Origin of the sequence: Aeromonas lacus, from assembly GCF_000764665.1 — a bacterium.
Lineage (GTDB): Bacteria > Pseudomonadota > Gammaproteobacteria > Enterobacterales > Aeromonadaceae > Aeromonas > Aeromonas lacus.
Genome location: NZ_JRGM01000029.1, coordinates 23,457 through 41,879 on the forward strand (window position 1 = coordinate 23,457; position 18,423 = coordinate 41,879).

An 18,423-nucleotide genomic window follows, 5' to 3' on the forward strand; every position below is an offset into this window, starting at 1 on the left:
GTCGGCCGCTCTCCGAGCTACGGTTGACTGGATACCCGGCAGCTCCACGTTGAAGATCAGCTCGGGCGTGGGATTTCGCCACAGGGGCTTACTTGATACCCAACAGCTCCACATCAAAGATCAGCACGGATCCCGGCGGAATTTTGCCGGCAGCGCGGTCACCGTAGGCGAGGTTGGCCGGGATATAGAAGCGGGTCTTCTCCCCTTCCACCATCAGCTGAACCCCTTCGGTCCACCCCTTGATCACCTGATTGAGGCCAAACTCGATGGGCTCGCCACGGGCGACCGAGCTGTCAAAGACGGTGCCGTCCAGCAGCTTGCCCTCGTAGTGCACCTTCACCTTGCTGGTGGCAGTGGGGTGAACCGTGCCGGTGCCCGGAGTCAGCACTTCGTACTGCAGGCCGGAGGCGGTGGTGGTCACCAGCGGTTTCTCCTTGTTGCTGGCGAGGAACTCGGCCCCCTTGCGAACATTATCTTCGGCCAGCTTCTTGTTATTGCTGCTGGAGTAGAAGTAGTAGGCGACACCGGCAACCAGCAGCGCGATCAGTATGAATTTCATCGGTTTTCCTATTCCAAGAAAGACAAAGAGTGCAATGAGGGGCCATCTTATCGCGCACCGCCCCTCATGGCGAGCCACAGGGGGGGGAGGATGTGAGCGGGCAGGCAAAGCAGGGTGGCGCAGACGTAAAAAGGGGCGAGTCGGTGACTCGCCCCTTGTTATGATGGCAGCGCTTACTTGGCCACGACCATCATCAGGGCCGGCAGGGCGAAGAAGAGTCCCGCCACATAGCCAAGCGCCAGCAGCTTGTTCTCGCTGCCAATCCGGGCCAGCCCTTCGGCGGCGCGCACCGGCAGGTCACGCAGGAATGGCAGGCCATAAATCAGCGCCACGGCGAAGACGTTGAACAGCACGTGGACCAGCGCAATGGTCAGGGCCAGCTGGGCACCGGCTCCGCTGATGGCAGTGGCAGCCAGCAGAGCGGTGATGGTGGTACCGATATTGGCGCCCAGAGTGAAGGGGTAGAGCTGGCGAGTGCTGAACACGCCGCCGCCGGCCAGCGGGATCATCAGGCTGGTAGTGGTGGAGGAGGATTGCACCATGATGGTCACCAGCGCACCGGAGGTGATGCCGCTCAGCGGGCCACGGCCCAGTGCCTTGTGCAGCACCTCTTTGGCGCGGCCAACCAGCACCTTCTGCAGCACTTTGCCCAGATAAGTGACGCTGGCCAGGATCAGCAGGATACCGATGACGATGGTGGCGATGGCGGCACCCTTGCCCGGCAGGAAGGCGACGGCGCTGTCGATCAGCTGCTGGGCCGGTGCGGTCAGCGGCTTCATGAAATCCATGCCCTTCATCGACATGTTGGCAGAGCCCACCAGCATGTTGGCCAGCCATTCGGCGCTATGTTGCAGCAGACCGAACATCAGCTCCAGCGGCAGGAAGATGACCACGGCCATCAGGTTGAAGAAGTCGTGTACGGTGGCGGCGGCGAAGGCGCGGCGGAATTCGGTGCGGTCGCGGACATGACCCAGCGAAACGATGGTGTTGGTGATGGTGGTGCCGAGGTTGGCACCCATGACCATGGGGATGGCCATGCCGATGGGCAGGCCGCCGGCAACCAGACCGACGATCACCGAGGTCACAGTGCTGGAGGATTGCACCAGCGCAGTCGCCAGGATGCCGAGCAGCAGGGCGACGAAGGGGTTGTTGGCAAACGCGAAGATCTGGGCTGCGCCCTCGGCGCCGCCGGAGAAACCTTTGAAACCGTGGGAGACTGCGCCGACGGCTACCAGGATCAGGTAAACCAGGGCGATGACACTCATCCAGTTGAACAGGGCGCGGGTCGCTGACTGCTGCTGTTGGGAGTCACTCTGTTGCATAAAGCCTCTTGGGACGGCCGTGCCGTCTTGGGTTGTTGATGACCCGCGCATTTAATCAGTGGTTAATGACAGAAATATGACAACGTGACATTTCGATGATGTTTTTATGACGACGAGCTGCGGCGACAAGCGTTGACCGAGCCGGTTGGCTCTGGGGTGGCAAAAGGGGTGGTGCAGCCACTGTCGCCTTGCCAGCCGGGACGTGATCGCTACACTGCGCCCCTTTATTGGCAAGCAGGAGTAAACAAGATGATGCGTGCATGGATCCTCTCTCTGTCGCTGGGGCTGCTCTCGGCGGGGGCACAGGCCAGCCTGTTGAAAACAGATTGCAACCTCGACAAGGCCCTCAAAAACGAAGCGGTTAATGCCACTCTGGGGGTCAAGGGCAACTGTGATACCAGCAAGCTGGTGAAGCAGGAGAAAGAGAAGGTGAAAGCCGAGGTGCAAAAAGGCCGCACCGACCTGCTGGGCGAGAAGCGCGCCGACCTCAAGGAGAGCGGCAACGGTATGCAGCAGAAGATGGACAAGGCAAACCAGCAGTTGCACAAGGCGGAGCAGGATGCCAAAACCATCGCTCGCGATCCGCTCAAGGCTGCGGCGACCGCCGTACTGGATAAGCAGTAAGCAGACCGGGCCCAAGCCCGTGTGACCGGCAACAGACCGGCAGCAAAAAGGGGAGCCATGGCTCCCCTTTTGTTATGCGCTATCTGCAGGCGATCAGGCGTCGGCCGCCTCTTCGTACTGACGGAACGGGATACGGAACACCGCCAGACGCAGGAACAGATAGGTCACGCCGAGACCTGCCCAGATCAGGCCAAGCTCGAGGGAGCTCTGCTCCAGATTGCTCCAGAGGGCGCCGATAGTGGCGGCACCGAGCAGCGGCATCAGCAGATAGACGATGTGGTCCTTGAGGGTCTTGTTGCGCTTCTCGCGCACCCAGAACTGACCGATCACCGACAGGTTGACGAAGCTGAACGCCACCAGCGCGCCGAAGTTGACCAGCGCCAGCGCGGTATCCAGATCAAACGACACGGCGGAGAGGGCCAGCGCGCCAACCATCAGCACGTTGATGGCCGGAGTGCGGTATTTCGGGTGGATGTAGCCAAATACCCGCTCCGGGATCATATGGTCACGACCCATCACGTAGAGGATGCGCGACACACCGGCGTGAGCCGCCATGCCGGAGGCCAGTACCGCGACCGTGGTGCAGACCAGTACCACCGACTGGAAGAAGGTGCCGCCGACGTAGAGGGCGATCTCCGGCAGTACCGCATCCGGATGCTGGAAGCGGGAGAGGCTCGGGAAGTAGAGCTGCAGGCAGTAGGAGACCATCACGAAGATGATGCCGCCGATAAGGGCAGTCAGCACGATCGCCTTGGGGATCACCTTGCCAGCGTTCGGGGTTTCTTCGGAGAGAGAGCTCAGCCCGTCAAAGCCCAGGAACGAGAAGCAGAGAATGGTTGCGCCGGTGAAGAGCGGCACCAGCTGTGCTGACTCGAAGTGGAACGGACGGCTGCTCATCAGGGTGCCGGCGCCTTCGCCGTGGTAGATGCCCCATGCCATCAGACCTATGAAGATGGTGATGATGGCCAGCTGGATCACCACGATGAGACCATTGAAGTTGGCTACAAGGTTGATGCCGCGCAGGTTGAGGAAGGTCATCACGGTCACCAGACCGAAGATGAAGACCCAGGGCTCGACACCCGGGAACATGGCGGTCAGGTAGATCTTGGCCAGCAGGATGTTGATCATCGGCATGAACATGTAGTCGAGCAGGGAGGACCAGCCGACCATGAAACCGATGTAGGGGTTGAACACTTTCTGGGCGTAGGTATAGGCAGAGCCCGCAGAGGGGAACTTGCGCACCAGATGGCCGTAGCTGAAGGCGGTCAGCAGGATGCCGCCGAGGGCCAGCAGATAGGCAGTGGCGACCCGGCCTTCGGTGATGTCACCGACGATGGCGAAGGTATCGAATACAGCCATGGGGGTCAGGTAGGCCAAACCCATGACGATCACTTGGGTCAGGGTCAGGGTTTTGAGCAGCTTGGCGCCTTGAGATGCCATTACGCTTTCTCCTCAATCAGTGCCGCAGCACGTGCTTGCAACGAGTACAGGATTGCGGTGGATTCGCAGGCCTGCAGATCAAAGGCGCCGGGGAGGCGCAAACCGGTATTGGCCGGCAGGAAAGCATTGAAACGCCCCATGTTTTTCCTCATTAACGTCGGGAGATTGTTGGCAATCTCGGGTATCACTTCCGGAACGTTTCCGGCCTCTTGTGGTGGGTTTGCACTGCTCTTCAAAATACAAAAACCGATGTCGCAGTGAACATCGGTCCTTTATTGGCGGCGTATTGTGCATTCGGGATTCCCCCTTGACAAGCAATAATCGGCTCAATATCGCATTTTTTTGCATAAGCGCAGCGAAGGTAAGTGGTCACTCGCCCCCTGTGGCTGACCCCGTGCCGCCCCCCTCTTTACGGGGGCATAGAGGGGGGCTATGCACTATTTCCCTGCTGTGCGAAATTTGTCCTGATTGTCCCTGCAGGGCGCATTGCGCCTCAAGATTGATCCTGATCATATTTGCCGCCATCACCCGGGTAGTTGCCCAACCTCCCGGAGGCTTTTCTGGCGGGAACAAGGGGGTTGGCGGGGGAGAATAGCAATTGCATGTTTAGTCATTAAAGTGACTGAATTAAATGGTTTGTCTGGTCAGTGCCATGTCATGGAGGGCGATAGTGGCGGGGGCCGATTTGAAATCAGTCACATTTTCAGAAAAAAGCGCAATGGCAAAACATGCGGGGCTGCCAAAAAGTGGCGGCCATAACCGCATCACACACAGCTGATCAGGGGATCGCCAGCGCGGTGAAGGAGAGCAACCGCAAAGCGTTAAAACGGGGAGCAACGCGCTAAAAAATCAGCATGACAGAGTAAAAACAAAGGAGCCCGCAGGCTCCTTTATCGTTTTATCCGCGTGGCTGGCTTATTGCACCAGCTCCTCGCTGGTGCGCAGCGGAATGCGGAACACCGTCAGGCGCAGGAAGAGGTAGATGGCACCGAGCGCAGCCCAGATCAGCCCCAGCTCGAAGGAGGAGGGCTCAAGGTTGAGCCACAGCACCCCGATGCAGGCGGCGCCACAGAGCGGCAGCAGCAGATAGATCAGATGATCCTTGAGACTCTTGTTGCGACCGAGTTTCACATAGAAGTGGGCAATCACCGCCAGATTGACGAAGGTGAAGGCCACCAGCGCGCCGAAGTTGATCAGGGCCAGCGCCATCTCCAGATCGAACGAGACGGCGGAGAGGGCGAGCAGGCCGACCAGCAGCACATTGCAGGCCGGAGTCTGCCACTTCGGATGCACATAGGAGAAGAAGCGGCTCGGCAGGGCGCGGTCCCGCCCCATCACGTAGAGCAGGCGCGATACGCCGGCGTGGGAGGCGAGCCCGGAGGCGAGTACCGCCACTGTGGTGCAGACCAGAACCACCGCCTGGAACAGCTTGCCACCGACATAGAGGGCGATCTCCGGCAGCACCGCATCCGGATGCTGGAAGCGGGAGATGTCCGGGAAGAAGAGCTGCAGGAAGTAGGAGGTGGTGACAAACAGCACACCGCCGATCAGCGCCGTCAGCACGATGGCGCGGGGGATAACCCGATCCGCGTCAGGGGTCTCTTCCGACAGGGTGCTGATGGCATCAAAGCCGAGGAACGACAGACAGAGGATCGAGGCCCCCATCAGCAGCGGCGAGATGTTGATCTGCTCGGAGAAGAAGGGACGACTGCTGGTCACGGTGCCCAGCCCCTCGCCATTGTGCACGCCCCAGGCGATCAGGCCGATAAAGACGGCGATGATGCTGAACTGCATGATGACGATGACGCTGTTGAAGTTGGCCACCAGTTTGATGCCGCGCAGGTTGAGGGCGGTCATCACCGCCGCCAGACCGAAGATATAGGTCCAGGGCTCTACGTTCGGGAAGAGCGCCTGCAGATAGATCTTGGCCAGCAGCATGTTGATCATCGGCATGAACATATAGTCGAGCAGGGAGGTCCAGCCCACCATAAAGCCGACATAGGGGTGGAACACCTTCTGGGCATAGGTATAGGCGGAGCCTGCCGACGGGAACTTGCGCACCAGATGGCCGTAGCTCAGGGCGGTGAACAGCATGCCGATCAGGGCAAACAGGTAGGCGGTAGGGACATGGCCTTCGGTGATCTCGGTAACGATGCCGAAGGTGTCGAACACTGCCATGGGGGTGAGGTAGGCAAGACCCATGACCACGACCTGCCACAGTTTCAGGGTCTTTTTCAGACCAACCGGTTGGGCGTTCATCATGCCTGTTCCTCACGCGGTGCCGGGGCGGCACACTCCATCAACGAAACCGGGAAAGAGGCCCGGGAATCAAGGGCGCCGGGGTGGCGCGCACCGGGCAGAGCCGGTCGGAAAGCATTGAGATGCCCCATGTTGTTCCTCACTGAATGTGGTGTCGGGAGATTGCTGCCAATCTCGCTATCTTTTCCGGGGGTGATCCGGCCTCGTTTATGGGTTTGTTCACTGTACAAAAAAGGACCGGCGAGATGTGGTAATACCGGTCCTTGCAGTGGCGGCGCATTGTGCATTTGCAGGGCCCCCTTGACAAGAAAAAAAGGGGGCAAAACTGCATTTTTTTGCACAGGTTAGCGGTTACTTTCCTGCTGGTCAGGCCAGCGCGGCCTCCAGTGATTTTTCAAGGATTTGCATCCCTTCGTCAATCACTGCCGCCGGGGCGGTCAGCGGGGCGAGAAAACGGATGACATTTGCACGTACCCCGCATGAGAGCAGGACCAGACCGCGTTTGCCCGCCTCGGCTACCAGACGTTTGGTGAGGTCGGGATCAGGCTGGTCGGCATTGCGCTGTTTCACCAGCTCCATGGCCACCATGGCACCTGGTCCGCGAATTTGACCTATGCAGTCAAAACGCTCGGCTATGCGTTGCAGCCCCGTCTTGATCTGCTCCCCCTGATCCAGTGCTTTCTGGTTGAGTTTTTCCTCTTCGATCACCTGCAATACCGCCAGCGCGGCGGCACAGGCGATGGGGGAACCTGCATAGGTGCCGCCAAGGCCGCCCGGCTTGGCCGAGTTCATGATCTCTGCCTTGCCCACCACGGCGGAGAGGGGGAAGCCGCCAGCCAGACTCTTGGCCAACGTCATGATGTCCGGCTCGATGCCGGCATACTCGGTGGCGAAGGTCTTGCCGGTGCGACAGAAGCCGCTCTGGATCTCGTCGCAGATGAGCAGAATGCCGTGCTGATCGCAGATGCTGCGCAGCTTCTGCATAAAGCTCGCGGAGGCGGGATAGAAGCCCCCTTCGCCCTGTACCGGCTCGATGATGATGGCGGCAACGCGGGAGGGCTCGATATCGGCGCTGAAGCAGAGGTCGAGGGCGTGCAGGGCATCCTCTTCACTTACTCCGAGATAATCGGCGGGGAAGGGGATGTGGTAGACCTCGCCCGGGAAGGGGCCAAAGCTGGTCTTGTAGGGCACCACCTTGCCGGTGAGCGCCATGCCCATCATGGTGCGACCGTGAAAGCCCCCCTTGAAGGCGATGGTGCCGCTGCGACCGGTGTGGGCGCGGGCAATCTTGATGGCGTTCTCGACCGCCTCGGCGCCGGTGGAGAGAAACAGGGTGCGCTTCGGGGTCGGGCCGGGCACCAGGGCGTTGAGCTTTTCGGCAAGCTCGATATAGCCCGGGTAAGGGGTGACCTGAAAGCAGGTGTGGCTGAATTTTTCCAGCTGCTCGCGCACCGCTGCCACCACTTTCGGATGGTTGTGGCCGGTGTTGAGCACGGCGATGCCGGAGGCAAAGTCGATGTAGCGGTTGCCCTCCACATCCCACAGCTCGGCATTTTGCGCACGGTCGATAAAGACCGGCAGCAGGGTGCCAACGCCGTTGACCACGGCCGCTTCGCGGCGCGCTTGCCACGCCTTGTTTGATTCTGACTGACTCATCTTTCCTCCCTGAGGGGCGCTGGCCCCGAAATTCCCTGAAAATGTGGCGGGCGATCTGACGCCCATCACCGCCAATTAGCCCATAGGGCCAGATCGGCGGCGTGTGGTGTGTGTTGCAGAAGCCCTCTTGGGAGGCAGCGCAGGCCAAATTACGCCCCTTGCCGCCTCGGGTAAACGTCTGCATCTATCTGTAAAAGCGATGAATCTTGCGGCTAAAGCATCGATGAATACGATGCTTTAGCCCTCTGCTGCCCTAGCGAATGGCGCCAAAGCAGAGGTATTTGGTCTCCAGATACTCCTCCAGCCCCTCGGCTGCCCCCTCCCGACCCAGACCCGACTCCTTGATGCCGCCAAAGGGGGCCAATTCGGTTGAGATGATCCCCTCGTTGATACCTACCATGCCGTATTCAAGCTGCTCGGCGACGCGCCACACCCGGGCGATGTCGCGGCCATAGAAGTAGGCGGCCAGACCATAGGGGGTATCGTTGGCCAGCGCGATGGCCTCGGCTTCGCTCTCGAAGCGCACCAGCGGCGCGACCGGGCCGAAGATCTCCTCCTGCAGGATGGGGTTGTCTTTGGCGACCTTGCCGAGAATGGTGGGGCGGTAGAAGAGGGGGCCGGCGGGGTGGGGCTCGCCACCCAGCAGTACTTCGGCACCGGCGGCAACAGATTGTTGCACCAGCTCGGCGACCTTGCTGGCGGCGGCCGGATTGATGAGCGGGCCGATCTGGGTGCCTTCACTCATGCCATCCCCCACCTTGAAGGCGGCGACGGCGGCAGTCAGCTTCTCGGCGAAGGCGTCATAGACGCTGGCCTGCACCAGAATGCGGTTGGCGCAGACGCAGGTCTGCCCGGCATTGCGGTATTTGGAGGCGAGCGCCCCGGCCACGGCGGCGTCGAGGTCGGCGTCGTCAAAGACGATAAAGGGGGCGTTGCCGCCCAGCTCCAGCGAGAGGCGCTTCATGGTGTCGGCGCACTGGCGCATCAGCAGCTTGCCGATGCGGGTCGAGCCGGTGAAGGAGAGCTTGCGCACAGTCGGGTTGTTGCACAGCTCGTTGCCCACCACGCTCGGCTGGTGGCTGGTGACGATATTGATGACCCCGGCGGGGATGCCCGCCTGCTCGGCCAGTACCGCCAGCGCCAGTGCGCAGAGCGGTGTTTCGGCGGCCGGCTTGATAACAATGGTGCAACCGGCGGCCAGCGCCGGGCCCGCTTTGCGGGTGATCATGGCAATCGGGAAGTTCCACGGGGTGATGGCGGCGACGACCCCGACCGGCTGCTTGATGGTGGCCAGCCGGCGATCGCCGCTAAAGCCCGGGATGGTGCGGCCATAGGCGCGCTTGCCCTCTTCGGCGAACCACTGGATGAAGCTGGCGCCGTAGGTCACTTCCCCTTTGGCTTCCGCCAGCGGCTTGCCCTGCTCGCAGGTCATGATGCGGGCCAGTTCATCGCTGTTGGCGGTGATGGCGGAAAACCAGGCGTAGAGCTTGTTGCTGCGCTCCTTGGCGGTGAGGGCAGCCCAGGCGGGTTGCGCCGCATGGGCGGCCGCGATGGCGTGGCGGGTATCCTCTTCATTCATGTCGGGCACCTGAGTGATCACGGCACCGGTAGCCGGATTGGTGACCTCGAAGGTGCGGCCGCTGGCGGCCTCGCACCACTGACCATCTATATAGGCGCGGGATTTGATCAAGCTTTGATTGGAGCTGGTAGCGGACATGGCAAGCCTCAATGGTGAAACCTGGCAGCAAGGTGGCGATGATGCGGCTCATCCTGTGGTGCTGCCGTATAAAATAATAAGCACATGGAGACCATAAATTGAGCTGAAATGTTTTTCAAGTGTTAAATATATTTGAATTGTTGGTGTGCTGCGTGCTAGAAAATGGGCTGTGTAGCGCAGTTTACCCCGATCCGGTGGCTTGGTGTGATGGTTGGGGTGTGCAAAATAATTAACGATGTGTGTGTAGCATTGCAAACAGCCAGGGATGGTGCTGGTCCGCTATTTTAACCAGAGGGAAGAGGGAGATGACCCATGTTGCGGGAGTGCAGGCAGAAGATGAGAGGGGGCCTGCCATGAGCGGGCCACAGAGCAGTGAGAGCGAGGCTCGCCTGCAGCTGGTGCCACAGAACGGTGCCCGTACCATGGGCGAGCGGTTGGCGGCAGTGCGCCACCAGCTGGGACTCTCCCAGCGGCGGGCTGCGGAGCTGAGCGGCCTGACCCACGGCGCCATCTGCATGATAGAGCAGGACAAGGTGAGTCCCTCGGTGGCGTCGTTGCAAAAGCTGCTCACCGTCTATGGCCTGCCGCTGTCGCGCTTTTTCGCCGAGGAGGAGAGCCGCCCCTGCAGCGTGGTGATCAAGGCTGAACAGCTTATCGAGCTGGGCAGTCAGGGGGTCTCGATGAAGCTGGTGCACAACGGCAACAACCGCCGCCAGCTCGGCTTTATGCTGGAGACCTATCCCCCCGGTACCGACACCGGCGGGCAGGTCAAGCATCAGGGGGAGGAGGTCGGCACCGTGCTGGAGGGGTCGGTGACCCTGACGGTGGCAGGCCAGAGCTATCAACTCGAAGCGGGCGACAGCTATGTGATCGACACCGGCGAGCCCCACAGTTTCAGCAATCCGTCGGGGCAGACCTGCCGCATCGTCAGCGCCCACACCCCGGCGAGCTTTTAATCCTGACAGTAGTTTGGCAACAGAACCGGTAAGGAAACAGGGATCATGACCGAACATGTAAACAGTTACTACGCAGCCAGCGCCAATAAACACGCGCCCTACCCAACATTGACCGAGCAGCTGGAGTGCGATGTCTGCGTCATCGGGGCGGGCTATACCGGCCTCTCCAGCGCCCTGCATCTGGTAGAGAAGGGCTACAAGGTGGTGGTGCTGGAGGCCGCACGAGTCGGCTTTGGTGCCAGCGGCCGCAACGGTGGCCAGATCGTCAACTCCTACAGCCGCGACATTGACACCATAGAAGCGAACTGCCCGCCGGATCAGGCCAGGCTGCTCGGTTCCATGCTGTTTGAGGGGGGTCAGATCATCCGCGAGCGGATCAAGCGCTACAACATCCAGTGCGATCTGCAGGAGGGGGGCGTCTTTGCCGCCGAGACCGAGAAGCAGCTGCACGAGCTCAAGGCGCAGAAGGCGCGCTGGGAGAAGTGGGGCAATGAGCAGCTGGAGCTGCTCGATGCCAAGGGGGTGCGCGAGGTGGTGGCGAGCGATCGCTACGTCGGCGCCCTGCTCGACAAGAGCGGCGGCCATATTCACCCTCTCAATCTGGCGCTGGGGGAGGCGGAAGCGATCCGCATCCAGGGGGGGCAGATCTTCGAGCAGTCCGCCGTCACCAGCATTACTCCGGGCCAGCCGGCGCTGGTCAAGACCGCCAAAGGGGCGGTGAAGGCGCGCTTTATCGTGGTGGCCGGCAACGCTTACCTCGGCAATCTGGTGCCGGAACTGGCCAGCAAGAGCATGCCTTGCGGCACCCAGGTGATCGCCACCGAAGTGCTGGGAGAGGAGCGGGCCCGTTCACTCTTGCCGCAGAACTACTGTCTGGAGGATTGCAACTACCTGCTCGACTACTACCGTACCTCCGGCGATCACCGGTTGATCTATGGCGGCGGTGTGGTCTATGGCGCGCGGGATCCGGCTGATATCGAGCGGCTAATCATCCCCAAGATGCTCAAGACCTTCCCGCAGCTGGCTGACGTCAAGGTGGAGTACACCTGGACCGGCAACTTCCTGCTCACCCTGTCGCGCCTGCCGCAGTTTGGCCGCATCGGCCCCAACATCTACTACATGCAGGGCTACAGCGGCCATGGTGTCACCTGCACCCATCTGGCGGGCAAGCTCCTCTCCGAGGTGCTGAGCGGTCAGGCGGAGCGCTTCGATGCCTTTGCCAAACTGCCGCACTACCCCTTCCCGGGTGGCCGCCTGTTCCGTATCCCCTTCACCGCCGCCGGCGCCGCCTGGTACACCCTGCGCGATCGGCTGGGGGTATAAACCCGACTAGCTTGTCGTCGTGCTGACCGACGCAAACAACAAGGCCACCGCGAGGGTGGCCTTGTTTTTAACCGAAGCGGGCAGCTGCAATTAGCTGTAATAGGCTTCGACGGTGCCCTTGAGCTTGATCAGGATGGGCTGACCGCGGCGATCCAGCGCCTTGGGGGAGGGGATCTTCACCCAGCCTTCGCTGATGCAGTACTCTTCGACGTCGGTGCGCTCTTTGCCGTTCAGGCGAATACCGATCGGATGCTCGAAGCAGGCCGCCACATAGTGGGGGCTGCGGGGATTGCAGGAGAGGTGATCCGGCAGTGCCGGCTTGGTGCTGGTATCGCTCATGGCTATGACCCGAAATGGATATAAAGTGGGGCATTGTAGAGAATGGCGTCATGGCATTCAAGGCAACGCCTGCCCGCCCTGCTGCAGCATGTCAGCAATCAGCGAGTGTTTTTGACTTCAGATGCCCCGCTGCCAATGCATCATGATCTCGGCGTGGCCGCTATGCTCGCATATTCTCAGCTCCCCCTCGTGAAAGCCGTTGCGGGTGTAAAAGTGCCGCGCCGGCTCATTCTCTGCGTAGACAGTGAGCTCAAGTCGCTCATACCTGGCCTTGAGATGGTCGAGCAGCTGGCGACCCAGCCCCTGTGATTGCAAGCTCGGGGTGATAAAGAGGGCGGCAACCGAGCCCTGATGCCAGGAGATAAACCCCGCCAGCAGCCCCTGCTCCTCATAAACCCAGCTCTCGCTGGCAGGCAGATAGATATCCCGCATCGCTGCACGCTGCGCATGCCAGAAGTCGGCGGGAATAAAGCCGTGTGCCTTGACCGAGGCCTGATACCAGAGCTCGACTGCGGCATCGAGATCGGATTTGGATAATGGGCGGATCATAAGTCTCTCAATCATTGAAGGTGGAAAATAGGCGAGGGGCTACGGCTATTCGCCAAGTCCCGTCACGGTATAGTGTCTCTCGACATTGACCGTGATCTCCCCCCAGCGGGAGGCTTTGACCCGGGCTTGATGGGCGGCAAAGGCGGCGGGATCGCGGAAGGTCTCGCAGACCTCGAAGCGGCAGGGGTTGAGTCTGCTTTGCGTCACCTCGAACTGCAGGCAGCCATATTCATGTCGGGTCAGGTGGATATGGTTATCAAGCTCCCCCATGACGGCTGATAAATCGGAGGCGGGCACAATGATATAACCGGTTAGCACAACCATATTTATCTCTTTGGTGGGCAACATTGTTAGATTTATTATCGAATCAAGGTCGGATTTTTTATTTATTGTGAAATCATCCAGGCTCTCTTTATATTGTAAATATCTGGCCAGCAAAAAATAAATGGAATCCATAAAGACAGGGCTACATGGTGGTTGCCGATATCTGCTGTAGTTTTTGTTGGTGCGGACTGGGCTGACGAATAAAATAGCCAATGCACTCTTCATCACTTTCATCGAGACAGATTAAAAACTGATCTTCAGACGGCGAAAATTTCAGATAGTAGACGTAGTCAGTATCCTCATTCTGGGACATATCCAGGCAGTCTTTTCCACCATTTTCTTTGAGAATATGTTCTTCCAGCTTGTAAAATCCGGAAGCGGATGGCTCGCGCTCAATAATATAGGATGATTCGATCTGCTGTTGATTTGACGAGGTATAGAGACGACCATCCGCCCTGAAGTCGTACTCTTCATAACAGCTGGTATCGGCAAAATTGAGGCGCCATACCCCGATAACCGGATGAGCATCGCTGTTAATGGTCGTAAGGTTCTGGCCAGCATGGAGATTCATGCTAAAGAGAATGGAGAATATAGCCGCTGTCTTGTTCATCTGGTCATCCCTGATATCCATGCGCTGTTATTGAGCCTGGCCTGCCAACGTAGCGTTTATCCAGTTACCGCACTGTTGGCTGCCGTTATCCAGCTTCGATTCTTCCGCTGCCACTCGTTACCCGGGCTCCCTTTGCGGCTTTCGGGGCCTGTATTGGCCGGAAACAGCGCCTATGGCTCTGCTGCAAAGCCCTTATTGTGCGTGTTTGCACGATGAAAAGTTATCAAAAATTATCAAAAATCTTTAAAACTTGGGGCCTGTCACACTGCGCAAAGCCAGAGCTGGCACCGCTCATTGGCCATATCGGTGATTAACGGGGTATTCTCTTTTATATTTTATAATCCAAATTGCCTTGCTGAATATCACAATGTCCAATTATCTTTGTCTGGCCGCAGCAGGTTATGACAAGCGACCAACACCAATACTGATGGTTTTGCTATCGCTTATTTCTGTCTCCTTCGTGCAAAAACAACATAGACGCAGAAGCTGGAGTTTTTATGAACTGGTATTTTCGTGCATTTCAGAAATTTGCTGATTTCAAAGGACGGGCCTCGCGCAAAGAATATTGGATGTTCGTTCTTATCAATACCGTTATTTGTGTCATCCTCTCGCTGCTCACCAAACAGCTGGATTATGGCTACAAACTGATGGGCGTATATGGTCTCTTTATTATTGTGCCCTGCTGGGCATTGAGCGTGCGCCGTCTGCACGACATTGGTCGCAATGGCTGGTTTTTGCTGCTGGGATTAATCCCGATTATCGGCCCGCTGATGGTGCTTTTTTTCAAGGCAAAGCGCGGTAATCCCTATTCAAATCGCTATGGTGCCGTCCCTTTTATCTGACTAAACACCGACAGAAAGCTCTCCCGTGTAGCAAGCAGGCCGGACGAAATGAGATAGTCCGGCCTCTTTTATTGGCAGCTTAACAGCGCTGGATCATTGACCGTTGCCCGCATCCAGCGGGAAGGCGAACAGATCCCGTCGGTAGGTCTCGACCACCAGACTGAACGGCGTGCCATCCTCCCGTGAAAGCAGGGCGCGGTGCTGCAATACCTGCTCGGGGATGGTCAGCGGTGCCTTGTTGGTGGCAATGACGGGCATCTTCATCTCCCAGCCAGCCGGCAGGGGTGACCAGAGCAAGGTGGAGGAGAGTGTCTTGCGGCTGAAGTTGAGCGCCTTGACCGCGAGCCCGAACGGGGTGTCGCTGCTGTCGAGCAGCTGGTTCATCTCCGGAGTGAGGCGGCTTTTGACATACCAGTTGTCCGCTTCCGAGAAGATATGATCACCGCAAGTTAGCTGCACCCGGCGATAGCCCACCGGCTCATCGGCGCCGATCTTGAACAGCTCGCGGGTGGCTGCATCGGCTGGTTTGCGTGTTGTCTGGTCACGCAGGGCGCGAATGCGCGGCTCGCCCGCCATCTTGTGGTCGGCGCACCAGTTTTGCAGGGTGACGGTTGCGCTCGGGTTGCTTAGCAAGGTGGCATTGAGGGTTTGCAGCAGGGCCTGTGCCTTGAGACGGGTCATAGTGCCATCTTGCCAGCCGGCCGGGGCTTTCTCCTGCGCCTGTACGGCGCCGTGGCAGAGCAGTGCGGCCAGCAATAGCATTCGGATCTTCATGTTTTCATTACCTTTCCCGATTTTTGTGACGGGATTGTAACATCGAGGGACATGAATGCGACCAATATGTGGTCTGATCAGCGCAGGGTTGCGGGCCGCTAAAGCGCCCGCAACGCAGAGGTTTTTCAGGGAGGCTGGCTGGAGGTCAGGGCAGATCCAGGGTAAAACGGGCACCGCCAAGAGGAGATTCATCCACCTGGATCTGGCCGCCGTAGCTGTGGACGATTTCGGTCACTACTGCCAGACCGATGCCTTGGCCGGGGGAGCTGTCGGCCCGCACGCCGCGCTGGAAGATCTGTTCGGATTTGGCCTCGTCGATGCCGGGGCCATCATCTTCCACCTCGATGCGCAAGCGCTCGAGATGGCGGCGCAGGGTCACCCGCACCTCGCTGATGGCAAATTTGCAGGCGTTGTCGAGCAGATTGCCCATCAACTCCATCAAGTCCCCCTGCTCACCATGGAACAGGGCGTCGTCGTCAAAGTGAAACTGGGTTTGCAGCTTCTTGTGACGGTAGACCTTGGTCAGGCTGGCGAGCAGCTTCTCGATGAGCGGCACCGGCTCGGTGCCCTTGCTGGCAAGGCGCTGGCGGCCAGTGACGGCGCGTCTGAGCTGGTACTGGATCATCTGATCCATGGTGAGGATCTGTTCGTTGATGTTGTCGTGGATCTCCCGGCCCAGCTCCAGCTCGCGGGTGGTCATCTGGATCAGCGCCAGCCGGGTTTTCAGACTGTGGGCGAGATCGTTCAAGGCGTGCTGGTAGCGCTGGGTTTGCTGCCGTTCGTTCTCCAGCAGCTGGTTGACCGACTCGGTGAGCGGGGTAAGCTCCTGCTCGAAGTCGCTGGAGAGAGAGTCGAGTTTGCCGGAGCGAATGTTATCGATCTGGCGGGCAATGGTGCGCAGGGAGCCGAGGCTCCAGTAAGTGGTGAGCAGCAGCAGGCTGGCCAGCAGCATGTAGGCGAGCACCGCCTGACGGGCGATATGACCGAGATAGGCGATGGATTCAGCGTGATAGCGCTTGGCCGAATCGATCATCACCACGTAGTAGGCGGTGGTGCCGTTGCCGGGGTTACGGATAAAACGCAGGCTGTAGACGAAGTAGCTTTCGCCGTTCTTGATGGTGTGCTTCTTGAAGAAGTAGTCGAGATCCATCCCACCCAGATACTGCATCAGGTCGCCGCAGATGGTCTCCTTGGCCTTGATCACCTCCGGCATGTGCAGGCTTGACCAGATCCGTTCACCATCGGCGCGGCAAATCAGGGTATCGAGGTCAGCATCCCCGGCATTGCGGGAGATGTGGCTGAGATCGGTAGGGCCGCCATTGCTCGGCTCGGTCGAGGAGAAGAGTTTGGCCAGGTTCTCCTGCATCCGGGCGCTCGCCTTCTGGGTCTGCTCCTCGACATGGCCGAGGTAGAGGGCATAGACGGCAAACCCCATGCTGAGCGCGATCACCAACAGGGAGCTGAGCAGCAGCTTGATATGCAGCGAGCGGCGCAGCACCCGTACCATCCGCAGTAGCGGGCAGAATCTCATCAGTTGCATGACAGGTTGAAGATATAACCCTGACGGCGGATGGTGGAGATGGGTTGAATAGTACCCTCCGGATCCAGTTTCTTGCGCAGGCGGCTCACCATGACCTCGATAGTGTTGGGGTCACCTTCGCCATCGCCGTAGAGCTGGTCGAGCAGCTGCTGTTTGGAGACTACCTGACGGGCATTGCGCATCAAGTACTCCAGAATGAGGTATTCGAAGCTGGTCAGCACGGCCACTTCACCGGCGATGGTCAGCTCCTTGCGGGAGAGATCGAGCTCGTAGTCACCCGCTTTCACCCGGGGAGAGATAAAGCCAGCGCTGCGGCGTACCAGCGCGTTGAGGCGAGCCAGCAGCTCATCCTTCTGAAACGGTTTGACCAGATAGTCATCGGCACCTGCTTCCAGTCCTTCCACCTTGTCCTGCCAGTTGCCACGGGCGGTGAGGACGATGATGGGAAAGGGGATCTGCTTCTCGCGCAGCTCGCGGATCAGTTGCAGGCCATCCATATCGGGCAGACCCAGATCGATGATGGCCACGTCGATGGGGTAATCCGTTGCATAGTGCTGCGCAATCCCTGCCTGATCGGTGCTGTAGACCTGATTGTCTGCTTCGGTCAGCAGAGAGGAGAGGTGGTGATTGAGTAGCTTGTCGTCTTCGACCAGGAGAATTTTCATGGTGTGTGCGGCGGTCATAGGGATCCAAGCAGTCAATTAGAAGATGTTCGCTATGCGGAGTCAATCCGTATCCTAATGCCTTCCGCCTGTATCGGGACTGAATCACCCGGGCTTCAGAGTTTCCTCCGATTGGTCGTCTATCCCGAGCATGTTGTTATCGATGGCCATCGCATCGGCGCTTGCTGACTGGCCATGCTGCAAAGGGTGTGGTGATGAGAGAGATGGCCATCAGGTGGCGATGCCACCTGCAGGAGCGGGAGCGTAGCGACCTTCTCTATCTGGTCTGGCTCTGCTGGGGAGCCGCATTGCTGCTCTATGTGCTGGGGTCGGATGCCTATTTATGGCCAGTGGCGCCCATGCCGCTGGTTCTGCTTGTCTGGTTGGGGGAGAAATTCGGAATGTTTGGACGAAAAGCCAAGAGCGAGGGCTCAGTGCCGGAAAAGGCAACGGTTATCGCCGCAGGTGCCCGCTTCAAGGGGGAGTTGCAGCTTGAGGGGGATCTGGAGGTGCGTGGTGTGCTGGTCGGCACCATAGTGCTGAGCGACGGGATCCTGCGCATCATGGCGGGTGGCCGTGTCGAGGGAGAGGTGAAGGCTCCCCACGTCATCATCAATGGCCTGCTGGATGGTACCTGCTCTGCCGCCGAAGTCGAAATACTCGAGAGTGGCCGCATGCAGGGGACGTTCAAGGGGGGAAGCCTCTCCATCAGCAAGGGGGGCAACTTTATCGGTCACTCTCGTCCGGATGAGAGCTCTGCCAGCTCTCCCGCACCGGTACCAGCCAATCAGGAGCTGGAGAGCGTGCCCGTCGAGGGGAAAGGAAATGTGAAGGCACTGGCCAAAGAGGGTCGGGGCAAAGGCAGCGAGCCGTTGGCCAAGCAGGCTTGATGGATGCTGGATAGCAAGAGGGGGCCATGATGGCCCC

General features: G+C 59.2%; 19 protein-coding genes. 5 read left to right on the top strand and 14 right to left on the bottom strand.

Annotated features, from left to right (window positions below):
- Positions 1 to 88: 88 nt before the first annotated feature.
- Positions 89 to 559 carry a BamJ family beta-barrel-assembly machinery protein gene (locus LG31_RS0104600; protein ID WP_033113327.1) on the bottom strand — a complete coding sequence of 157 codons (471 nt, stop codon included), beginning with the start codon at positions 557 to 559 and terminating at the stop codon, positions 89 to 91.
- A gap of 173 nt (positions 560 to 732) precedes the next feature.
- Entirely contained in the window at positions 733 to 1,881 is a 1,149-nt protein-coding gene (locus LG31_RS0104605) for a sodium:phosphate symporter (RefSeq protein WP_033113328.1), read from the bottom strand.
- A 249-nt stretch (positions 1,882 to 2,130) separates the two neighbouring features.
- On the opposite strand from LG31_RS0104605, the gene LG31_RS0104610 reads away from it, so the two are divergent.
- Positions 2,131 to 2,505, top strand: a complete 375-nt coding sequence (locus tag LG31_RS0104610; protein ID WP_225315422.1) for a hypothetical protein — start codon at positions 2,131 to 2,133, stop codon at positions 2,503 to 2,505.
- A 93-nt stretch (positions 2,506 to 2,598) separates the two neighbouring features.
- On the opposite strand, the gene LG31_RS0104615 is transcribed toward LG31_RS0104610, so the two are convergent.
- The 5 genes from LG31_RS0104615 to LG31_RS0104630 all read right to left on the bottom strand — a co-directional run bounded on the left by LG31_RS0104615 (position 2,599) and on the right by LG31_RS0104630 (position 9,577).
- On the bottom strand, positions 2,599 to 3,945 hold the full coding sequence (locus LG31_RS0104615; protein WP_033113329.1) for an APC family permease: 1,347 nt from the start codon (positions 3,943 to 3,945) through the stop codon (positions 2,599 to 2,601).
- Positions 3,945 to 4,085 (bottom strand): hypothetical protein, encoded by a 141-nt coding sequence (locus tag LG31_RS21405; RefSeq protein WP_167334751.1) that lies wholly within the window; start codon positions 4,083 to 4,085, stop codon positions 3,945 to 3,947. The genes LG31_RS0104615 and LG31_RS21405 overlap by 1 nt, the downstream gene beginning before the upstream one ends.
- A 775-nt stretch (positions 4,086 to 4,860) precedes the next feature.
- Complete coding sequence (locus LG31_RS0104620) at positions 4,861 to 6,204, bottom strand: APC family permease (protein ID WP_033113356.1); 1,344 nt, start codon at positions 6,202 to 6,204, stop codon at positions 4,861 to 4,863.
- Between the two features lie 366 nt (positions 6,205 to 6,570).
- The gene (gene gabT / locus LG31_RS0104625) at positions 6,571 to 7,860 is read right to left on the bottom strand and encodes a 4-aminobutyrate--2-oxoglutarate transaminase (RefSeq protein ID WP_033113330.1); all 1,290 of its coding nucleotides are present in this window, start codon (positions 7,858 to 7,860) and stop codon (positions 6,571 to 6,573) included.
- Positions 7,861 to 8,113: 253 nt separating this feature from the next.
- The gene (locus LG31_RS0104630) at positions 8,114 to 9,577 is read right to left on the bottom strand and encodes an NAD-dependent succinate-semialdehyde dehydrogenase (RefSeq protein ID WP_033113331.1); all 1,464 of its coding nucleotides are present in this window, start codon (positions 9,575 to 9,577) and stop codon (positions 8,114 to 8,116) included.
- Positions 9,578 to 9,930: 353 nt separating this feature from the next.
- Here LG31_RS0104630 and puuR point away from each other — a divergent pair, with 353 nt between their 5' ends.
- On the top strand, positions 9,931 to 10,533 hold the full coding sequence (puuR, locus tag LG31_RS0104635; RefSeq protein WP_033113357.1) for an HTH-type transcriptional regulator PuuR: 603 nt from the start codon (positions 9,931 to 9,933) through the stop codon (positions 10,531 to 10,533).
- A 45-nt stretch (positions 10,534 to 10,578) separates the two neighbouring features.
- Positions 10,579 to 11,856: an NAD(P)/FAD-dependent oxidoreductase gene (locus tag LG31_RS0104640; RefSeq protein WP_033113332.1), complete on the top strand. Its 1,278-nt coding sequence runs from the start codon at positions 10,579 to 10,581 to the stop codon at positions 11,854 to 11,856.
- A 90-nt stretch (positions 11,857 to 11,946) separates the two neighbouring features.
- On the opposite strand, the gene LG31_RS0104645 is transcribed toward LG31_RS0104640, so the two are convergent.
- The 4 genes from LG31_RS0104645 to LG31_RS0104660 form a co-directional block, all read right to left on the bottom strand.
- Positions 11,947 to 12,195, bottom strand: a complete 249-nt coding sequence (locus LG31_RS0104645) for a DUF3297 family protein (protein ID WP_005347440.1) — start codon at positions 12,193 to 12,195, stop codon at positions 11,947 to 11,949.
- A gap of 117 nt (positions 12,196 to 12,312) precedes the next feature.
- Complete coding sequence (locus LG31_RS0104650; protein ID WP_033113333.1) at positions 12,313 to 12,744, bottom strand: N-acetyltransferase; 432 nt, start codon at positions 12,742 to 12,744, stop codon at positions 12,313 to 12,315.
- Between the two features lie 45 nt (positions 12,745 to 12,789).
- The gene (locus LG31_RS0104655) at positions 12,790 to 13,068 is read right to left on the bottom strand and encodes a putative quinol monooxygenase (RefSeq protein ID WP_238567477.1); all 279 of its coding nucleotides are present in this window, start codon (positions 13,066 to 13,068) and stop codon (positions 12,790 to 12,792) included.
- A 142-nt stretch (positions 13,069 to 13,210) separates the two neighbouring features.
- Complete coding sequence (locus LG31_RS0104660) at positions 13,211 to 13,678, bottom strand: hypothetical protein (protein WP_050513406.1); 468 nt, start codon at positions 13,676 to 13,678, stop codon at positions 13,211 to 13,213.
- Positions 13,679 to 14,175: 497 nt separating this feature from the next.
- Here LG31_RS0104660 and LG31_RS0104665 point away from each other — a divergent pair, with 497 nt between their 5' ends.
- Positions 14,176 to 14,520, top strand: a complete 345-nt coding sequence (locus LG31_RS0104665; RefSeq protein ID WP_033113334.1) for a DUF805 domain-containing protein — start codon at positions 14,176 to 14,178, stop codon at positions 14,518 to 14,520.
- A gap of 93 nt (positions 14,521 to 14,613) precedes the next feature.
- Here LG31_RS0104665 and LG31_RS0104670 read toward each other — a convergent pair whose 3' ends face one another.
- The 3 genes from LG31_RS0104670 to LG31_RS0104680 form a co-directional block, all read right to left on the bottom strand.
- On the bottom strand, positions 14,614 to 15,294 hold the full coding sequence (locus LG31_RS0104670; protein ID WP_033113335.1) for a hypothetical protein: 681 nt from the start codon (positions 15,292 to 15,294) through the stop codon (positions 14,614 to 14,616).
- A 145-nt stretch (positions 15,295 to 15,439) separates the two neighbouring features.
- A complete protein-coding gene (locus LG31_RS0104675) occupies positions 15,440 to 16,834 on the bottom strand; it encodes an ATP-binding protein (RefSeq protein WP_420796187.1) in 1,395 nt (464 codons plus the stop codon).
- On the bottom strand, positions 16,825 to 17,499 hold the full coding sequence (locus LG31_RS0104680) for a response regulator (protein ID WP_033113361.1): 675 nt from the start codon (positions 17,497 to 17,499) through the stop codon (positions 16,825 to 16,827). The genes LG31_RS0104675 and LG31_RS0104680 overlap by 10 nt, the downstream gene beginning before the upstream one ends.
- A gap of 212 nt (positions 17,500 to 17,711) precedes the next feature.
- Here LG31_RS0104680 and LG31_RS0104685 point away from each other — a divergent pair, with 212 nt between their 5' ends.
- On the top strand, positions 17,712 to 18,386 hold the full coding sequence (locus LG31_RS0104685) for a polymer-forming cytoskeletal protein (RefSeq protein WP_033113336.1): 675 nt from the start codon (positions 17,712 to 17,714) through the stop codon (positions 18,384 to 18,386).
- The last annotated feature ends 37 nt before the right edge of the window (positions 18,387 to 18,423 follow it).

Bases quoted from the DNA above. Each gene is read 5' to 3' on its own strand.
- LG31_RS0104600 (WP_033113327.1), bottom strand. From the start codon at position 559: ATGAAATTCATACTGATCGCGCTGCTGGTTGCCGGTGTCGCCTACTAC.
- LG31_RS0104605 (WP_033113328.1), bottom strand. From the start codon at position 1,881: ATGCAACAGAGTGACTCCCAACAGCAGCAGTCAGCGACCCGCGCCCTG.
- LG31_RS0104610 (WP_225315422.1), top strand. From the start codon at position 2,131: ATGATGCGTGCATGGATCCTCTCTCTGTCGCTGGGGCTGCTCTCGGCG.
- LG31_RS0104615 (WP_033113329.1), bottom strand. From the start codon at position 3,945: ATGGCATCTCAAGGCGCCAAGCTGCTCAAAACCCTGACCCTGACCCAA.
- LG31_RS21405 (WP_167334751.1), bottom strand. From the start codon at position 4,085: ATGGGGCGTTTCAATGCTTTCCTGCCGGCCAATACCGGTTTGCGCCTC.
- LG31_RS0104620 (WP_033113356.1), bottom strand. From the start codon at position 6,204: ATGAACGCCCAACCGGTTGGTCTGAAAAAGACCCTGAAACTGTGGCAG.
- gabT (WP_033113330.1), bottom strand. From the start codon at position 7,860: ATGAGTCAGTCAGAATCAAACAAGGCGTGGCAAGCGCGCCGCGAAGCG.
- LG31_RS0104630 (WP_033113331.1), bottom strand. From the start codon at position 9,577: ATGTCCGCTACCAGCTCCAATCAAAGCTTGATCAAATCCCGCGCCTAT.
- puuR (WP_033113357.1), top strand. From the start codon at position 9,931: ATGAGCGGGCCACAGAGCAGTGAGAGCGAGGCTCGCCTGCAGCTGGTG.
- LG31_RS0104640 (WP_033113332.1), top strand. From the start codon at position 10,579: ATGACCGAACATGTAAACAGTTACTACGCAGCCAGCGCCAATAAACAC.
- LG31_RS0104645 (WP_005347440.1), bottom strand. From the start codon at position 12,195: ATGAGCGATACCAGCACCAAGCCGGCACTGCCGGATCACCTCTCCTGC.
- LG31_RS0104650 (WP_033113333.1), bottom strand. From the start codon at position 12,744: ATGATCCGCCCATTATCCAAATCCGATCTCGATGCCGCAGTCGAGCTC.
- LG31_RS0104655 (WP_238567477.1), bottom strand. From the start codon at position 13,068: ATGGTTGTGCTAACCGGTTATATCATTGTGCCCGCCTCCGATTTATCA.
- LG31_RS0104660 (WP_050513406.1), bottom strand. From the start codon at position 13,678: ATGAACAAGACAGCGGCTATATTCTCCATTCTCTTTAGCATGAATCTC.
- LG31_RS0104665 (WP_033113334.1), top strand. From the start codon at position 14,176: ATGAACTGGTATTTTCGTGCATTTCAGAAATTTGCTGATTTCAAAGGA.
- LG31_RS0104670 (WP_033113335.1), bottom strand. From the start codon at position 15,294: ATGAAGATCCGAATGCTATTGCTGGCCGCACTGCTCTGCCACGGCGCC.
- LG31_RS0104675 (WP_420796187.1), bottom strand. From the start codon at position 16,834: ATGCAACTGATGAGATTCTGCCCGCTACTGCGGATGGTACGGGTGCTG.
- LG31_RS0104680 (WP_033113361.1), bottom strand. From the start codon at position 17,499: ATGAAAATTCTCCTGGTCGAAGACGACAAGCTACTCAATCACCACCTC.
- LG31_RS0104685 (WP_033113336.1), top strand. From the start codon at position 17,712: ATGAGAGAGATGGCCATCAGGTGGCGATGCCACCTGCAGGAGCGGGAG.